Source organism: Sphingomonas sp. MA1305, from assembly GCF_016107325.1.
GTDB lineage: Bacteria > Pseudomonadota > Alphaproteobacteria > Sphingomonadales > Sphingomonadaceae > Sphingomonas.
Genome location: NZ_RCVT01000001.1, coordinates 81,327 through 99,361 on the forward strand (window position 1 = coordinate 81,327; position 18,035 = coordinate 99,361).

Below are 18,035 nucleotides of genomic sequence, written 5' to 3' on the forward strand. Positions count from 1 at the left end.
GCACATCATGCAGTCGGCCGTCCTCTCGCTCTACCGTTCCCTCGTCCGCCACCGTTTGTTCGCGCTGCTCAACATCGGCGGGCTGGCGCTCGGCATCGCGGTGTTCCTGGTGCTGTTCCTCTACGTTCGGTTCGAGACGGGGTACGACCGCGCGATCCCCGGCGCGGACAAGCTCTACGTCCTGCAGGAACGCTATTTCATGCCGGGCTATCCGGAGGAGGCGAGCCCGTTCACGATGGGCGCGCAGCTGGACTATCTGCGCGCCGATTATCCGACGCTGGTCGGCACCCGCTATTGGGAGCAGAACGCCACCGTCCGCCAGGGCAGCAACGTCACCGACGAACATCTGACCGTCGTCGACCCTAATTACTTCTCGCTGCTGCGCTTTCCGGCGATCAGCGGCGACCCGACCAAGGCGCTGGCCGATCCCGACACGGCGGTGATCACGCAGGCGATCGCCAGGAAATATTTCGGGACCGAACCGGCGATCGGCCGGTCGCTGGCGATCACGATCGGCGACAACAAGGAATATACCTATCGGGTCGGCGCGGTGATCGCCGACATGCGCAACGACGTCAGTTTTCCGGCCGACATCTACGTGCCGCTGGTCCGCGCCCGTTTCGCCAATGAATGGTTCGACCATTGGGGCAGCACGTCGCTGATGACGCTGCTCCGTTTCCCGGATGCGGGCGCGGCCAAGGCGTTCGAGGGTGAGCTGGCACGCTTCGCCGATCGGCGCGTCTTCCCCGACGGCAACATCAAGAAGGGTCAGTGGCAGCAGACGCTGCGCCCGCTGGTCGACAACCATCTGTACGATCCGGCGGACCGGACCGCGGTGACGACATTGGGTATCGTCGGCGTGCTGACGCTGCTGATCGCGATCGTCAATTACGTCAATCTGGCGACGGCGAGGGCAGGCCTCCGCGCCCGCGAGGTGGCGGTGCGCAAGGTGCTGGGCGGTACGCGCAGCGCGCTGATGCGCCAGTTCACGCTGGAGGCGGTGGCGACCGTCGCGCTTGCCGCGCTGATCGGGCTGGCGGTCGCGGAGCTGTCGCTGCCGCTGGTCAATGCGATCGGCGGGATGACGCTGTCGATCACCTATCTGGGGGCGGGATCGATCCTGCCACCGCTCATCCTGCTGGTCCTGATCGTCGGTGCGATCGCCGGCATCTATCCTGCCATCGTTCTCACCCGATTCCGCCCGGCCGCGGTGCTCGCCTCGGCACGCGCGCCGGGCGGCGGCCGGGCGGGCGCGCGCCTGCGCGCGGCGCTGGTCGTCGGCCAGTTCGCCATCGCCATCGCCTTCGGCATCAGCACCGCGACGATGCTGGCGCAGGCGGCGCATGTCCGTGCCGCCGACCTCGGCTTCCAGCGCGACGGCCTGTTCATCCTGAAGAAGTACGCCTGGGTCGACGACAGTCAGAAGGCGTCCCTGCTGCGCGCCTTCGCCGCCCTGCCGGGGGTGGTCGCCGTCACCTCCAGCCAGAACACGCCGGGTAGCCAGATGACGACCAACAATTCAACCATCTTCCGCGCCGGTCAGGACCGCAGCCGCGGACGGTCGATCATGGATGTCGTAGTGGGCGACGAGTATTTCCGTACCTTCGGCGGGCGGTTGATCGCCGGTCGGCTATTCGACCGGGCCCACCCCGCCGATGATTTGGCGCTGCGCCAGAAGGGCAGCACGACGCCCCATAACGTCGTCATCAATCGTAGCGCGGCGATCGACCTCGGTTTCGCCAGCCCGGCGGCGGCGGTCGGCCAGTCGCTCGACGGCAATGGCCTGATGACGATCATCGGTGTGGTCGACGATCTGCGCTTCCGCGGGCCCCGCGAGCGCGTCGGCGGGGTCGAGTACCGTTACTCGAGCAAGCCGTTCGCCAGCCCCTATGCGACCATCCGCTACCAGGGCGATCCGGCGAAGTTCCGCGACCTTGCCGAAGCGACGTGGAAGCGACTGGTGCCGACCATCCCGTTCAAGGGGCGCAGCGTCGAGGAGAATCTGTACAACGAATATTACAAGCAGGATGCGCAGCGGGCGAACCTGTTCGCTATCGGTGCGGTGCTGGCGGTGCTGATCGGCTGCATCGGGCTGTACGGCCTCGCCGCCTTCGACACCGCGCGGCGGATCAAGGAGATCGGCATCAGGAAGACGCTGGGTGCGTCGACCGCCGACGTGCTGCGCCTGCTGATCGGCCAGTTCATGCGCCCCGTCGTACTCGCCAACATCATCGCCTGGCCGATCGCCTTTCTGGCGATGCGGCGCTGGCTGAGCGGGTTCGACGACCGCATCGGGCTGTCACCGCTGTTCTTCATCGGCGTCGCGCTGGTCGCGGTCGTCATCGCTACTGCGACGATCTTCGCCCAGGCCTGGCGTGTCGCCCGCGCCGAACCCGCCCGCGCGCTGCGCTACGAATAGGGAGCGCACTATGCCGTCTATCCTGACCTCGCTCTATCGATCCCTTGCCCGGCACCGGCTGTACGCGGTGCTCAACATCGGCGGGCTGGCGCTCGGCATCGCGGTGTTCCTAGTGCTGTTCCTGTTCGTCCGGTTCGAGACGGGCTACGGCCGCTGGGTCCCCGGCAGCGACCGGCTGTGGATGGTGCACAGCAAGGTCGCCTTCCGCGATTTCCCGACCGGTTTCGACAACGACAGCACGGCCCACTCCTTCCTGTCGCTGCTGCGCGGCGAGCGGCCGGATATCCGTGGCACCCGGTTCACAGCCGAAAGCGTCAGCTTACGCAATGGCCGCGGCGCGGTGGCGGAACGGATGATGCGCGTCGATCCCGCGTTCTTCCGCCTGCTGCCCTATCCAGCGGTCGCGGGTGACCCGGTGCAGGCGATGATGATGCCTGGAAAGGCCGCGATCACCGAAACCGTGGCCCGCACCAACTTCGGTGGCAGTGTCAACGCGGTCGGGCGGACGTTGACGGTTACGTCCGGCGGCAAGCCCGTCGACGTCGTCGTTGCCGCGGTGCTGCGCGATCTGCCACCGGACACCGATTTCAAGGCGGACATCTTCATCCCCATCGCGCCCGTCGACCCGACCAAAGATAATTGGGGATTTGGCGATGCGACCGTGCTGTTGCAGCTGCCCGATGCCGCGGCGGCGCAGCGGCTGGAGGCGGATCTGCCTGCCTTCATCCGCCGCCATCCGCTGCGGGAAACGATGGAGGGGATGAAGGCGACGCTGACCCTCGTGCCGATGTCGGCGGTGCATCTGCGCGAGACGTCCGCGCAGACGGTGGTGGCCACATTGGGCGTGATCGGAATCGTCACGCTGCTGATCGCGCTGGTCAATTACGTCAACCTTGCCACCGCGCGTGCCGGATTACGCGCCCGAGAGGTGGCGATGCGCAAAGTGCTGGGCGCGACGCGGCGGATGCTGGTGGCGCAGTTCCTGGGGGAGTCGATCGCCGCCACCGCCCTGGCAGGCATCATCGGCCTCGCGCTTGCCGAATTGGCATTGCCGCTGATCAATGCCGCTGGCGGCACGTCGCTGGCCATCCGGTATGGCGGGGCAGAGTCGATCCTGTTGCCGCTGGCATCGACGGTGATCGGGGCGGGCGTGCTCGCCGGCCTGTATCCGGCGCTGTTGCTGTCGCGGTTCCGGGCCGCTGCCGTGCTCGCATCGGCGCGCGCACCGGGCGGTGGCCGCGCCGGAACCCGATTGCGTCAGGCGCTGGTGGTCCTGCAATTCACCATCGCCGCCGCGCTGGGGACCGGCACGGCGATCCTGATCGCGCAGACCCACCACGTTCGTTCGGCCGACCTCGGGTTCGATCAGCGCGGGCTGCTGCTGATCCCGTCCTTGGGCGACACCGCGCTGGATCCTGGCCGGCGGTTGCGGCTGCTTGAGGCGATCGGTCACCTGCCGGGGGTGACGACGGTGTCGCACAGCAGCTTCACGCCAGCCGGCGGGGTGTTCATGATGCGCACCGTCAAGACCGGCACGGGCGCCGGAGAAAATCTGTCGATGAACTTCACGCAGGTCGGGGACGGCTTCCTCCGTTTGATCGGAGCGCGGCTTATCGCCGGTCGCGATTTCGACTCGCGCTTCGCCACCGACGATAGCAGCCACAACATGCATGCGGGCGCGATCAACTTCAGCAACGTCATCTTGAACGCGGCGGCGGTGCGGAAACTGGGCCTCGGCGCGCCGGAGAAGGCGGCGGGCAAGATGATCGCGAAGAACGACCGACACTCGCAGATCGTCGGCGTGATCGACGACTTGCGTTTCAACGGGCCGAGGAACGGCGAGGATGCGATGATGTACATCTGGCGGCACGAGCCGCCGGACAGTGCAACGGGGTTTGTCCGCTACACCGGCGCCACCGCGGCGACGCTGTCGAACATCGAGGGCGTCTGGCGCCGGCTCGCACCGACCGTGCCGTTCGACGCCAAGACGGTGGAGCAGGCGCGTTACGACGAATTTCTCCGTGCCGACGCGCAGCGGATGCGGCTGTTCACCATGGGCGCGGTGCTGGCGGTGATCATCGCGTGCATCGGCCTGTACGGCCTGGCTTCGTTCGACACGGCGCGACGGGTGAAGGAGATCGGGATCAGGAAGACGCTGGGCGCCTCGACCGCCGAGGTGCTGCGGCTGCTGATCGGGCAATTCCTGCGGCCGGTGCTGCTGGGCACGGTGCTTGCCGCGCCGATCGCCTTCTATGCGATGCGGCAGTGGCTGGCGGCCTTCGCCGACCGGATCGCGCTCTCGCCGGCGTTCTTCGTGCTGGCCGGCGTCGCCGCCGTCGCGATCGCCGCGGCGACGGTGGCGGGGCAGGCGTGGCGCGTCGCCCGCGCCGAGCCGGCGCGGGCGCTGCGATACGAGTAACGTCCTTCCCATAGGCGTGGAGGATTTACCGCGTGAACGCGCCCAGGTCGGCGATCGCCAGCTTCGCCGCCGGTTTGGCGACGGCGGTGAACGTCAGGCGCAGAAAGCGCGCCTGCACAGGCGCGGCGAAGGCGATGCGCTGGGTCGACAGCGCATAGGCGATGTTGGGAAATTCGCCCTCGCCGGCGGGCATCCAGTGCCGTCCGTCGCCGCTGGTCTCGACGCGATAGCCGCGCGGCGGTGCCGCGTCGGGCGTCGGATGGCGCCAGGGGGTCAGGCTGAAGCCGGCGATCGTCTGCGCTTTGCCGGTGTCGATCGTGACGCTGGCGGGCGAGGCGGTGGACGGCGCAGGGAGGCTCCAGACGGTCGAACCGTCGGTGTCGAGCAGGGCCTCCGCCCCCGGCGCGCTGGCGGCGACGACGGTCCAGCCGCGTGGCGACAGAACCGTCGGGTCGCTCGATTTGGGGGGCGCGACGGGCACGGGGGCGACGCTGCGGAACAGGGCGAACTCGCTAATCGCCGGGCAGGCGGGGGCGTCGAGGATCACCAGTCGCACACGCCGTGCGCTGACCGGGGCGGGCAGGCGGATGATCCGCTGCGCGCCGATGCAGGCGTGCGTCGCCAGCCGCTGCCAGGTGCCGCCGACCTCCGCCTCCACCGCGAAGCGGGTGACGCGGACGCCGAGGGGGAGATATTCGCGCAGGCGGATCAGGTCGAAGGAGCGGCCCGGCGGCACGTCGAGCGTCAGCGTCGGCGTGGTGACCGTATCCGGCGTCGACCAATAGGTGTCGCGGTTGCCGTCGAGCACCTTGGCTGGGGCGAAGGCGGGCCCGCGTGTCGCGCTGGCGCTGGCCACCGCGCCTTGGGCCAGATCGGTCGCGAAGCTGGCGCGGATCGCGTCGCCGAAGCTTCTTAGTACCGCGACGTCGTGATCGGCGATCCGCCCGCGCCGGTCGGGCGGCAGGTTGAGGTGCATGTTGGTGCCGCGCGCCACCGATTCGTCGAAGAATTGGACGAGCCGGGCGGGGCTCTTCACCTTCGCATCCTCGTCGGCATGGTAGAACCAGCCGGGGCGGATCGACGTGTTGGTCTCCGCCGGCCACCACAAGGGGGCGCCGCGCACGCCGCTATTGCCTTCCGCCTGGACATAGGGGTGGTCGGGCATGGTCGGCCAACACGGATCGCCGGCGATGCCGTCCTCGTTGCCGACCCAGCGGATGTCGCTGCCGAGCGGGTCGAAGGTGCAGGCCATCGGCTGGTGCTGGTGGACGAGCGCGATGATCGACGGCCAATTATAGTATTTCGGCGCGTCGATCTGCCGCGTCTCGCGGGCGCCGCCGTAATAGCCATCGCCGCCATTGGCGCCGTCGAACCAGAATTCGAACAATTCGCCGTAGCGGGTGCAGAGCTCGACGATCTGCTTGCGATAATAGTCGACATAGGCGGGCCGGCCGTAGTCGGGATGGTTGCGGTCCCACGGCGACAGATAGAGCCCGAAGGACAGGCCGGCGCGGCGCGCGGCGCGTTCCATCTCGCCGACGATGTCGCCCTTGCCGTGCTTGTAGGGGCTGTTGCGGATGCAATGTTCGGTCAGCAGCGTCGGCCACAGGCAGAAGCCGTCGTGATGCTTGGCGGTCAGCACGATGCCGGTCAGGCCGCCCGCCTTGGCCGCGCCGACGATCTGGTCGGGGTCGAAGTCGGTCGGGTTGAACAGGGCGGGGCTTTCGTCGCCATAGCCCCATTCGCGATCGGTGAAGGTGTTGATCGAGAAATGGATGAAGGCATAGCGCTCGCGCCGGTGCCAGGCGAGCTGGCGCGCCGACGGCGTCGCGCCCCAGGGCTTAGGCGCCGCGGTGGGCATCGCCGCGAAGGCGGGCGTGGCGCCGGCGGCGAGGCTGGCGGCGATCATCGTGCGGCGGGTCAGGTCGGTCATGCGGCGGCTCCGCTCGGAATTACGGGTTGCTGGAATGACGGCAAGCTAGGTCGCCCGGCGGCCGTTGGAGGGCGGGCGGTCCGCAGCGGCGCGGCCGAAGGCCGGGTCGGGCGTCGCGCTCATCGTGAAGGTCAGCGTGCCGCCCTGCATCAGCTCGGCGTGGCTGATCCAGTTCTTGCTCCACGGCCGGCCGTTGCGCCGGATGGCGGTGACATAGGGCGTATTGGCGCGGTTGCCCGGCGCGTCGATCACCAGCCGCTTGGCGCCGGGCAGACGGATCGTCGCACGCTCGAACAGGGGCGAACCGAAGACATAGACCGCCTCGACCGGATCGACGGGATAGAAGCCGAGCGCGGAGAGGATGAACCACGCGCTCATCTGGCCGCAATCGTCGTTGCCGATGACGCCGTCGGGATCGTTCTTGTACATCTCCGTGCACAGCCGGCGCACCATCGCCTGCGTCTTCCACGCCGCGCCGGTGAAGGCGTAGAGATAGGCGACGTGGTGGTCGGGCTCGTTGCCATGGGCATATTGGCCGACCAGCCCGGAGATGTCGGGCGGCGCGTTCTTCGGCAGCGTCGACGGCGCGGTGAACAGGGCGTCGAGCTTCGCCTCGAACGCCGCATCGCCGCCCATATGGTCGATCAGGCCATAAACGTCATGCTGGTTGAGGAAGGTCGCCTGCCAGCCGTTCGCCTCGGTATAGTCGCGCCACCAGGGTTTGGGCATGTGGCCGAGCTGGACGGGATCGTAGGGCGTCCACCAGCTGCCGTCGGCGAAGCGCGGCCGGGCGAAGCCGATGCTGGCGTCGATCACGTTGCGCCAGTTGCGCGAGCGCTTGAGCAGCCGGTCCGCCTCCGCCGTCTTGCCCGCAGCACGGGCGAGGTGGGAGGACGCCCAGTCGTCATAGGCATATTCCTGCGTCCGGCTGACGCTTTCGAACCAGGCGTCGGCGGGCACATAGCCCTTGGCATCGTAGAGGTCGCGGCCCTTGCTGTTGTCGAGGTCGGGCGCGGTGAAGTCGAACGACCGCTTGGCGATCGCCGGCCAGGCGGCGGCATAGTCGCCGGGGATGCCCTTGGCCTGCGCCTCGGCGAGCACGGACACTGAATGCCAGCCGATCATGCAGCCGGTCTCGACCGCCTGCAGCGGCCAGACCGGCGGGCCATAGGGGCTCTGCTGGCACTGGCGGATCAGGTCGGCGACGAGACTGGCGGCATAGTCGGGCGCGACGATGGTCAGCAGCGGATGCAGCGCGCGATAGGTGTCCCACAGCGAATAGGTGCTGTAGGCGGCCTGCCCGGCCGACAGGCGATGCACCGCCTTGTCCATGCCGACATAGCGGCCGTCGACGTCGGAAAACAGCGTCGGCGCCAGTTGCGCATGATAAAGCGCGGAGGTCATGATCGTCCGCTGGTCGGCGGTGCCCCCCTCGACCTGCACGACGTCGAGCACTGTCGCCCAGGCGGCGCGCGCCGAGCGGCGGGTGCGGTCGAAATCCCAATGCGGCGCTTCGGCGGCGAGATTGGCCCGCGCCCCGGCGACATCGACCGCGGAAATGCCGCAACGGGCGAGGATCGGCGCGCTGCCGGCGTCGTCATAATGCAGCACCGCCTTCAGCCGGTTGCCGGCGATCCGTCGCGTGCCGGCGGGCTGCTCGGCATCGCCGTCGCCGTAGAAGGTGATGCGGTCGGGCCGGCGCGACAGCTGCAGCGCGAACCGGATGTGGCGGCCCTTCGCCCAGCGGTTGACCGTGCGGCCGCCGGTGATCGTGCCGTCCGGCTCGACCGCCAGCGTCGCGTCGGTGACCAGCGGCGGCTGGTCGCTCGAATCAAGGATCAGGTGCGACAGATCGATCAGGATATGCCCCGCACCCGCCGGAAAGGTGTAGCGGTGCCAGCCGGTGCGCTGCGTCACGGTCAGTTCGGCCTGCACGCCGCTTTCCAGCGTGACGCGATAATAGCCGGGCTCGGCGCGTTCGTCGCGGAAGCGCTGGCGGTACCCCCTGTCCGGGTCGTTCAGCGGTCCCGGCAGAAGCTCGACCGGGCCGCGCGTGGGAACGAGCAGCACGTCGAGCATGTCGCCGATGCCGGTGCCCGACAGATGGGTGTGGCTGAAGCCCATGATCGACGTGTCGCTGCGGTGATAGCCCGAGCAGGCGTCCCAGCGCTCGACGTCGGTGTCGGGGCCGAGCTGTACCATGCCATAGGGCAGCGAAGGGCCGGGATAGGTATGGCCGTGACCGCCGGTGCCGACGAACAGGTTCGGTTCGGTCGGTGCCGTTCGCGCGGCGAAGGCGGGCAGCGGCAGCGTGGCGGCGGCGGTGGAGGCGAGCAGCGCGCGGCGGGTAAGATGCGGCATCAGAACGTCTCCTGGAGGATCGCCGGCTGCGTGCGCGCGATCTGCACGACCAGTTCGCCGAACAGGCCGTTGGCCCAGGCGAACCAGTCGCGAGTGAATTTGGCCGGATCGTTGCGATCGAAGGTTTCGTGGATGAAGCCGGTGCCGCCGTCGGTGTCGCGGATCGTCTTCAGGCAAGTGCGGATGGCGCCCGCGTCGCGCGTCGACAGCGCACGGACGATCAACGACATCGGCCAGATTTGCCCCGGCCCGACGTGCGGGCCGCCGATTCCCTCGCCGGCGCGACCGCGGAAGAACCAGGGATTGGCGGTGCTCCACGCCGCTTCCTCGGTCGCGCGCCACAAGGCGTCGTCGGGGGCGACGCAGCCGAGATAGGCAAGGCCGGACAGCGACGGCACGTTGGCGTCGTCCATGAACAGCTGGTTGCCGAACCCGTCGACTTCATAGGCCCAGACCGTGCGTCCGTCGGGCAGGCGCATCGTGCCGTGACGGCGCAGCGCGGCGGCGACCTCGCCGGCCAGCGCTTCCGCATCGCGGGCCAGCGCGTCGTCCTGACGCGCGGCGCGCGCCACCGTCGCGATCTCGCGCAGCGCCGTCACCGCGAACAGGTTCGACGGGATCAGGAACGGGTAGATGCAGGCATCGTCCGACGGCCGAAAGCCGGAGGCGATCAGCCCGACCGGCCGGACCGGATTGCCGTGACCCCATAGCAAGGTTTCGGTCGGCTGCGGCGCGTTGCGGCGGAAGCTGTAGGGGCCGTCACCCGCCGTCCGCTGCTGTTCGCGGAAGGTGCGCAGGATCGCCCGCACCGATGCGGCCCAAGTCGAGTCGAAGGGGCGCGCATCGTGCGTCGCCTGCCAATATTGGTGCGCCAGCCGCATCGGATAGCAGAGCGAATCGACCTCCCACTTCCGCTCGGCGACGCCGGGCTTCATGACCGTCTCGTCCTTCGCTGCCCAGGCCAGGTTGGTCGGCGCGGCTGGATTCTGCATGAAGGCGTTGGCGTAGGGATCGATCAGGATCGACCGCGCCTGTCGCGCGATCAGCCCGCGGAACAGCTCGGCGAGCTTCGGGTCTTCGGCGACCAGATGCAGATAGGGTTTCAGCTGCGCCGAGGAATCGCGCAGCCACAGGCAGGGAATGTCGCCGGTGATGACGAAGGCGTCGGGCTGGCCGTTCGTCACGGCCATGCGCACCGTGGTGTCGAGCGTGTTCGGGTAGCAATTGCCGAACATCCAGCGCAGCTTGGGATCGGCGATCTGCTTGGAGATGCGGACGATCTCGCGCTCCACCGCCGGGCTGGTGAAGTGGCGATCGGCCGGGGCGGGGCGCTTGCTGGCGAATGCGGGGGCGGCGGCAAGGGCCGGCGCGGCGACGGTCGCGGCGCCGGCGGCGAGGATCTGGCGGCGGGTCACTCGCATGTCGCTCATTTCGGCAGCTCCCTGTCCGTCCCCGTCACCGTGAAGTCGTGCCACACGCCCGCCCCGTCGCCGGGCTGGCCGCCGCCGATATAGAGGCGATAGGCGCCAGGCTGCACCTGCCGGCGACCGTCACGGTCGACGATGCTGAGACGACGCGGGTCGATCGCGAAGCGGACGCGCGCGGTGGCACCGCGCTTGACCGCGATGCGGCTGTAGCCGACGAGCTGGCGCTGCAGCACCGGGTCGGTGAAGCCGGGCGTGCCGTTGGCCGGTGGGACCAGATAGGCCTGCACGACCTCCTCGCCGTCGCGACCGCCGGTGTTGCGCACGGTGGCGGTGACGGCCAGCGTGTCGCCTGCCGTGATGCTCGCCGGCGCGGTGACCGGATCGTAGGCGAAGCGCGTGTAGCTGAGGCCGTGGCCGAAACCCCACAGCGGTGCGCCGGTGAAGAAGCGATAGGTCCGCTCCTTCATGCCATAATCGACGAAGGCGGGCAGGTCGGCGGTCGCCTTGTAGAAGGTGACGGGCAGGCGCCCGGCCGGGTTGCTCCGCCCGGCCAGCGTATCGGCGATCGCGGTGCCACCCGCCTCACCCGGATACCAGGCGGCGAGGATCGCGTCGGCGCTCGCCGGATCGACCGCCACCGCGCTGCCGCTGGTCAGCACCATCACCACCGGCTTGCCGGTCGCACGGATCGCCTCGACCAGCGCCCGTTGCGGTGCGGGCAGGGCGATGTCGGTCCGGTCGCCGCCGACGAAGCCGGGCACGGAGACGCTGAGCGCCTCCCCTTCGAGGTCCGGCGACAGGCCGGCGACGATCACCGCAACGTCGGACGCTTGCGCCGCCGCCACCGCCTCGGCGATCAGCGGTGCGGCCGGCGGCATCCACGACAGGCGGAAGCTCTCGTCCTCGCTCCTGTGGTCGAGCGTGATGGCGATCGGCTGTGGCCGGCCGTCGCTGTCGACGGTCAGCTCGACACGGCCCTTGGGCAAGGGGCCGTCGTGCAGGGTCGCGCCGCCGAGCGTGACGCGGACGCTGTCGTGCGTCTTACAGTCCTTCCAGCATTGCGCTTGGTCGAGGACCAGGCGGTAGCGCCCCGCGGCCGGCGGCACGAACTCGCCGATCCATTGCGCGACATAGCCGGTCGCCGGCAGCCCCCTGGCCGGGGCCGCGCGATCGAGGTCGAGGTCGATGCGGCGGCTCCAGTCGCGGATCACCGACGTGCCGATGCGATACTCGACCGACAGGCCGGGACGGCCGCCGCTGCGCAGCGCGGTTTCCGGCAGCACCACCGCGGCACCGTCGGCGAGCAGCGATCCTTGCGCATAGCGCACCTTGTCCGCACCGAAGGCGGCGCGCAGGCCGGCGAGCGGCGTCACCGGCGCGGCGGCGGTGCCGTGATAATTGCCCTGCAGCACGCCGAGATCGTCGGCATCGGCGCCGATCACCGCGATCCTGGTACCCGGCTTCAGGGGCAGCAGGTCCTTGTCATTCTGCAGCAGCACGATCGCCTTGCGCGCCGCGTCGAGCGCCAGCGCGCGGTGGGCGGGCGTGTCGACCTCGTCCGTCGCAATCCGCGCATAGGGGCTGGTCGCGCCGAAGGCGATGCCGAGCTGCCGGCGGGCGCGCAACGCCCGGATCAGCGCCGTGTCGACCTCCGCCGGCGTCACCAGTCCACGGCGCAGCGCCTCGGGCAAGGCCGCATAGGCGGTACCGCAGTTGAGATCAGTCCCGCCGCGCACCGCCGCCGCCGCCGCCGCGGCACCGTCGAGCCGATAGTGGTGGAACAGATGGATGTTGGCGACCGCGTCGCAGTCCGAAACGGTGAAGCCCGTGAAGCCCCAATCGTGGCGCAACCGGTCGTTCATCAGCCACGACGCCGCGCACACCGGCGTGCCGTGGATCGCATTGTAGGCGCACATCAGCGACTGCGCCTTGCCCTCCGTCACCACGCGGCGGAAGGCGGGCAGATAGGTCTCCTCCAGATCGCGGGGCGAGGGATCGACGTCGAAGCCGTCGCGCCCCGCCTCCGGCCCGCTGTGCACGGCGAGATGCTTGGGCGTGGCGATGACGCGCGGATGTGCCGGGTCCGGACCCTGCAGGCCACGCACGAAGGCGGTGCCGAGCGTGCCGGTCAGATAGGGATCCTCGCCGTAGGTCTCCTGGCCTCGGCCCCAGCGCGGATCGCGGAAGATGTTGATGTTGGGCGACCAGATCGTCAGCCCCTGGTAGATTCGCCGGTCCGCCGAGACGGGCTGCGCATTGAAACGCGCGCGCGCCTCGGTGGAGACGATTGTGCCCGCCGCCTCGATCAGCGCCGGGTCCCAGGTCGCCGCCATGCCGATCGCCTGCGGAAAGACGGTGGCGATGCCGTTGCGCGCGAGGCCGTGCAGCCCCTCGTTCCACCAGTCGTAGGCGGGCAGACCGGCGGCGGGATCGGCGGGGGCGGTGCTCTGCAACTGTGCCGCCTTCTGCTCGGGCGACATCTTGGCAACCGCGGCGGCGACGGGATCGGCTTGCGCGAGCAACAGGGCGAGGATCATCGTGCGAGCGTCCTTGGCGTCGGCGTCTTGCCGGAAATGGTCACGGTGACGCTTTCACCGGGCAGCAGGTCGAAGCCGTTGTCGGAGGCGCTGCCCCCGGTCGCGCCGAAGTCGAGCATCACCGCGCGGGCGAGCTTGCGCGCCGACACCGTCAGCCGGTCGCCGTCGCGGGTGAGGGTCAGGCCGGGATCGGGATAGGCCATGTCCTTGGGCGCGAGCCGTTCGACGACCGTGCGGCTGACGCTCTTGCCGCCGACGATCAACTCGGCGACCGCATAGCTCTGCGCCGGATCAGCGCTGCCGAACAGGTCCGGGTCGGCGAATGTTGCGACGTCGGCGGACGACAGCGGCGCCAGCGTTGTGTCCCCCGCGCGCGTGCTGAGCGTCGCGCCGGCCATGTCGCGCACGGTCACGCGCCAGTGCGCCGCGATCGGCGTGGTCGCATCCGACACCAGAGCGATCCGCGTCGCTGCGTTCCGATGCTCGGCGACGATCGCCTGCGGCGCGAACATCCGCCGCGCCTCGTATTGCAGCAGCTTCCAGCGGCCGAGATGGTCGATGCTCGACCAGGACACCGCCGGCCAGACGTCGTTGAGCTGCCAGAACAGCGACCCCATAGTCACCGGGCGGCAGGCGCGGTGATGGCGGGCGGCAAGGCCGATCGCCTGCGCCTGGTTGACCTGTGTCAGATAGACGAAGTCGGCGAAATCCTTCGCCGGTCGCAGCCGCAGGTCGAGATACAGGCGCAGCCGCGCATTGCCTTCGCCGGCCAGGAACTTCTGATGCGCCTTCATCACCGGGCTGTCGGGGGTCAGACCGTTCAGCGAGCCGGCGAAGTCGTGGATCGTCTCCAGCGTCGGCATCGACTGGAAGCCGTATTCGCTCATGAAGCGCGGGCAGCTGTCGAGGTAGTTCTCGACCGGCTTCGATCCGGACCAAACGTCCCAAAAATGCCGGTCGCCGTTGGCGTCGGTGTCGACGGGACCGTCATAGCCGCTCGACGGCGAACCGGGCATATAGGGGGTGCCGGGGCTGTTGCGCGTCACCGCGTCTCGCAGCACGCGATCGAACAGCACGGCCATGCCGCTGCCGATCCGCTCTTGCGCATCCGCGCCGACCGCCTTCTTGAAGTCCTTGCGGTCGCTCCAGTTTTCCCAGCCGGACAATACCTCGTTGTTGCCCGTCCAGATCACGATCGACGGATGGTTGCCCAGCCGCGCGGTCTGCTCGTCCGCCTCCGCCGCGACGCTGGCGCGGAAGGCCGCGTCGGGCGGGGTCACCGAACCGCCGAACATGAAATCCTGCCAGACCATCAGCCCCATCCGGTCGGCGAGGTCGTAGAAGGCGTCGTCGAGATAATAGCCGCCGCCCCAGACGCGGATCATGTTCATGTTGGCGTCGCGCGCGGACGCCAGCAGGTTTTGCATCTCGCGCGGTTCGACGCGCGCGGGGAAGCTGTCGAACGGGATCAGGTTCGCGCCCTTGGCGAAAATCGGCGTGCCGTTGACCGACAGGGCGAAGGCGCCGCCGCTGCGATCCAGCGTCACCGTGCGCAGCCCGATCGTCCGCGTCGCGCGGTCGTCGCCCATCGTCGCGGTCGCGGTATAGATCGGCTGCGCGCCATAGCCGACCGGCTGCCAGCGGCGTGGCTGCGCGACGGTGAGCGGGATCGGCACGGCGTTGACGCCGGGCGCGAGGATGGCGGTACGCGTGACGGTCTGGCTGGTGCCGTCGGGCCCGGTGAGCGTAACGGTGACGGCCTGCGGCCCCGGCCGATCTGCGACGATCGAGACGTTGGCGGTCAGCCGCGCCTCGGCGTCGTTCAGTGCATCCTGGGCGATGCCCAGCCGGTCGATCCGCGCGACGTCCCAGCCTTCGAGCCGCGCCGGTCGCCAGATGCCCATGGCGACCAGGCGGGGGCCCCAGTCCCAGCCATATTGATACTTGGGCTTGCGGATATAGGGGCTGGTCTGCTTGCCCTTGGGCTCGTCGCCGAACGCGCTGTCATATTCGCCGGGCAGCGGGTTCTTCTCTGCCAGCACCATCGGTTGCAGCGTGCGGATCGGCGAGGCGATGGTGACCAACACCTCATTGTCGCCAGCGTGGAGCAGCGCCTTGGCATCGGCGCGCCAGCGGCGGTGCGCATTGTCGGCGGACAACAGCCGCGTGCCGTTGACGCTGACGCTGGCGAAGGTGTCGAGCCCGTCGAAGACGAGGTCGAGATGATCGTGCGCCAGCATCGCCGGCGTGACGGTCAGCGTGCGGCGGAACTGCCAGTCGGTCAGACCGACCCACTGGATCGCGGCTTCGTTGGTGCCCTTGAAGGGGTCGGGCACGCGGCGGGCGCGGATCAGGTCTTCCTGCACGCTGCCCGGCACGCGGGCGGCGAACCAGCGTGCTTCCTTGGGATGCGCCTTGGCCGCGGCGGCGTCGGCCGGATCGATCCGCACCTGCCACGCGCCGTCCAGCGTCTGGGTGTCGCGCGGAGCGGCGAGCGCGGGGACGGCGCTGCCCGCGAGCAGTAGGGCCAGCGCGAGGCGTCGGATCATCGCGCCGCCTCGGTCAGTTGCGCCGCAGCGACGGTGTAGAACGGCTGGTCGAGCGGCGAGGTGAATTGGAAGCAGACGTCCTGATCGCCGGTCCCCGCGGGCAAAGTGCCGGTGAAGCTGAAGCGCTGCGGGCTCGACGCCGGATCGGGCAGCGGGAAGGCGCCGGCCGCGATCGGGTGCGCGGTCTTGTCGCCCGCCTCCTGCGCCTTGGCGGCGGCGATGCAGCCGACCTGCACCAGCAATTCGCCAAAGTCCGAGACGTTGTAATGCTCACGCAGCATCCGTGCCTCGTGCGCCAGGCCATAATGCCGGGCAAGCCGGACGACATCGACACGATAGTCGCGGGCGACGTCGAGCGGCGCATCGGGGTAGAGGGTGCAGGTGTCGAACAGGTTGATGTTGTATGCCGGCGCGTTGGCGGTCGATTCCGAGGTCAGCGGGACGCGCAGGCCGAGCGCGCCGGCCGGGCACGCCTGCATCTCCGATGAGGTGCGCGCGAGCAGGGCGGCGCGCGACGTGTCGAACCTGCGCGGTGCGGCGGTCGGCAGGCCGTCGGCGAAGGCGACCGCGGTTACCACCGTGCCGGGCTTCACCGACAGCGGTGCGGCATAGACCTTCGACGCCAGCGTCGGCGCGCGGCCGTCGAGCGTGTAGCGGATCATGCCATAGGGCACCTGCGTCGCCAGCGTCACGCCGACCGTATCGGCGCGCAGCGCCGCGCCCCGCGTGCCGGTCAGCGCAAAGTCGACGGCGAAGGCGCTGTCGGCGACATGCGCGCCGCTCTTCGTCCAGCGGTCTGCCTGGCGTACGACGCGGGGCAGGAAGCCGGCGAAGTCGCGCTGCTGCTGCGGCGACCAGGTGATCTCCGCCACCGCTGCCGCGCGCGGGAACATCAGATGCTCCATTTGATACGGCGTGACGATATATTCGCTCCACAAATTGCCCTGCGCGCCGAGCACGTGATGCGCCTTATCGGCGGCGATGCCCTTGGGCAGCGGATCATAAGCATAGACCTGCGCGAGCGTCGTGATGTCGAGCCGGCCCGGCGGCTCGTCGCTGCGCCGGCTCTGCAGGCCGTTCAGGTAGAGCGGATTGCCCGGCGACATGACGACGTCATGCCCCAGATTGGCGGCGTCGATGCCGCCCTGCTCGCCGCGCCACGACATCACCGAGGCGGATTGCGGCAGACCGCCCTCCAGAATCTCGTCCCAGCCGATCAGCCGCCGGCCCTTGCCTTCGAGATAGCGGCCGAACTGGTCGATCATCCAGCTTTGCAGCGCATTCTCGTCCTTGATGCCCAGCGCTTTCATCTGCGCCTGCACCTCGGGGCTGCGCTGCCATTGGTCCTTGATCGCCTCGTCGCCGCCCAAATGGATGTAGGTGCCGGGGAAGACCGTCATCAGCTCGTCGAGCACATCCTTGACGAACTGGATGCCGCGCGGGTTGGGATTGAACAGATAGGGCATGATGCCCCATTGGTTGCTCACCGCCGGCCGGTCGCCAAGGATGCCGAGTTCCGGATAGGCGGCGACCAACGCGGTGGCGTGGCCGGGCAGATCGATCTCGGGCACGATCGTGATGCCGCGCGCGGCGGCATAGGCGACGAGGCCGCGCAGTTGCTCCTGCGTGTAGAAGCCGCCGACCTTCTCCGCCGGAGCGGCGCCGCCGGTCGAGGGCGGGGTGCGCCAGCCGCCGACGCTGGTCAGCTTCGGATATTTGCGGATCTCGACCCGCCATCCCTGATCGTCGGTCAGATGCAGGTGCAGCGTGTTGAGCTTCACGGCGGCCATGCGGTCGACCGTCTTGTAGAGGAAGTCGATCGGCTGGAAGTGGCGTGCGACGTCGACCATAAGCCCGCGCCAGGCGAAGCGCGGCGCATCGGCGATCGTCATGCCGGCCACCACCGCGGGCTTGCCGAAGGCGGCGTCGGGACTGGCGAGCTGCGCCAGCGTTGCGGCGCCGTGGATCAGGCCGCGGTCGCCCGAGGCGGCGACGGTGATCCGCTGTGCGGTCACGGTCAGCCGATAGGCTTCGTCACCGGCGACCGCAGGATCGCGGACGAAGCGGATCCGCGCATCGGTATCGACGGAGCGCAGCGTCAGCCCGCGCGTCGCCTTGACCTGATCGACGAGGAAGCGCGCGGCGGCGGCGGTGCCGGCGTCACCGGCGGGGGTGCCGACCTGCATTGCGTCGGTGATGGTGAAGCGCCCGGCGGCGGGCGTCACGCTCTGCGGCATCGGCACCAGCGACGGCGGCTTGGTCTGTGCCGTTGCCGCACCGGCGATGCCGAGCAGCGCCGTTCCGATGAGACGCGATGCGTGGCGGATCATGACCGGCTCCCTTGGTGTGGTTTTGGTATTGTCAGGTACCATGACGGACCCGGCGGCGCC

Annotated in this window: 8 protein-coding genes; 2 read left to right on the forward strand and 6 right to left on the reverse strand. The window is 69.2% G+C overall.

The genetic code is table 11. The annotated features are described in order from the left end of the window. Positions 1–7 precede the first annotated feature (7 nt). Together D9601_RS00405 and D9601_RS00410 are read left to right on the forward strand one after the other, a co-directional pair. Positions 8–2,419, forward strand: coding sequence for an ABC transporter permease (locus D9601_RS00405; protein WP_198351981.1), 2,412 nt, complete (start codon positions 8–10; stop codon positions 2,417–2,419). A gap of 10 nt (positions 2,420–2,429) precedes the next feature. Further along, complete coding sequence (locus D9601_RS00410; protein ID WP_232473753.1) at positions 2,430–4,838, forward strand: FtsX-like permease family protein; 2,409 nt, start codon at positions 2,430–2,432, stop codon at positions 4,836–4,838. 25 nt (positions 4,839–4,863) lie between these two features. Here D9601_RS00410 and D9601_RS00415 read toward each other — a convergent pair whose 3' ends face one another. From D9601_RS00415 to D9601_RS00440, 6 genes are read right to left on the reverse strand one after another with little or no spacing between them, the layout of a single operon-like run. After that, positions 4,864–6,771, reverse strand: a complete 1,908-nt coding sequence (locus D9601_RS00415) for an alpha-L-fucosidase (protein ID WP_198351982.1) — start codon at positions 6,769–6,771, stop codon at positions 4,864–4,866. Positions 6,772–6,816: 45 nt separating this feature from the next. After that, entirely contained in the window at positions 6,817–9,132 is a 2,316-nt protein-coding gene (locus tag D9601_RS00420) for a GH92 family glycosyl hydrolase (protein WP_198351983.1), read from the reverse strand. Next, a complete protein-coding gene (locus D9601_RS00425; RefSeq protein WP_198353307.1) occupies positions 9,132–10,553 on the reverse strand; it encodes a glycoside hydrolase family 125 protein in 1,422 nt (473 codons plus the stop codon). Before D9601_RS00425 ends, D9601_RS00420 begins: the two co-directional genes overlap by 1 nt. A gap of 5 nt (positions 10,554–10,558) precedes the next feature. Then, positions 10,559–13,096: a glycoside hydrolase family 3 C-terminal domain-containing protein gene (locus tag D9601_RS00430; RefSeq protein ID WP_198351984.1), complete on the reverse strand. Its 2,538-nt coding sequence runs from the start codon at positions 13,094–13,096 to the stop codon at positions 10,559–10,561. After that, a complete protein-coding gene (locus D9601_RS00435; RefSeq protein WP_198351985.1) occupies positions 13,093–15,645 on the reverse strand; it encodes a beta-mannosidase in 2,553 nt (850 codons plus the stop codon). Before D9601_RS00435 ends, D9601_RS00430 begins: the two co-directional genes overlap by 4 nt. After that, positions 15,642–17,975 (reverse strand): beta-N-acetylhexosaminidase, encoded by a 2,334-nt coding sequence (locus D9601_RS00440; RefSeq protein ID WP_198351986.1) that lies wholly within the window; start codon positions 17,973–17,975, stop codon positions 15,642–15,644. The genes D9601_RS00435 and D9601_RS00440 overlap by 4 nt, the downstream gene beginning before the upstream one ends. Between the last annotated feature and the right edge of the window lie 60 nt (positions 17,976–18,035).

Bases quoted from the DNA above. Each gene is read 5' to 3' on its own strand.
- D9601_RS00405 (WP_198351981.1), top strand. From the start codon at position 8: ATGCAGTCGGCCGTCCTCTCGCTCTACCGTTCCCTCGTCCGCCACCGT.
- D9601_RS00410 (WP_232473753.1), top strand. From the start codon at position 2,430: ATGCCGTCTATCCTGACCTCGCTCTATCGATCCCTTGCCCGGCACCGG.
- D9601_RS00415 (WP_198351982.1), bottom strand. From the start codon at position 6,771: ATGACCGACCTGACCCGCCGCACGATGATCGCCGCCAGCCTCGCCGCC.
- D9601_RS00420 (WP_198351983.1), bottom strand. From the start codon at position 9,132: ATGCCGCATCTTACCCGCCGCGCGCTGCTCGCCTCCACCGCCGCCGCC.
- D9601_RS00425 (WP_198353307.1), bottom strand. From the start codon at position 10,553: ATGCGAGTGACCCGCCGCCAGATCCTCGCCGCCGGCGCCGCGACCGTC.
- D9601_RS00430 (WP_198351984.1), bottom strand. From the start codon at position 13,096: ATGATCCTCGCCCTGTTGCTCGCGCAAGCCGATCCCGTCGCCGCCGCG.
- D9601_RS00435 (WP_198351985.1), bottom strand. From the start codon at position 15,645: ATGATCCGACGCCTCGCGCTGGCCCTACTGCTCGCGGGCAGCGCCGTC.
- D9601_RS00440 (WP_198351986.1), bottom strand. From the start codon at position 17,975: ATGATCCGCCACGCATCGCGTCTCATCGGAACGGCGCTGCTCGGCATC.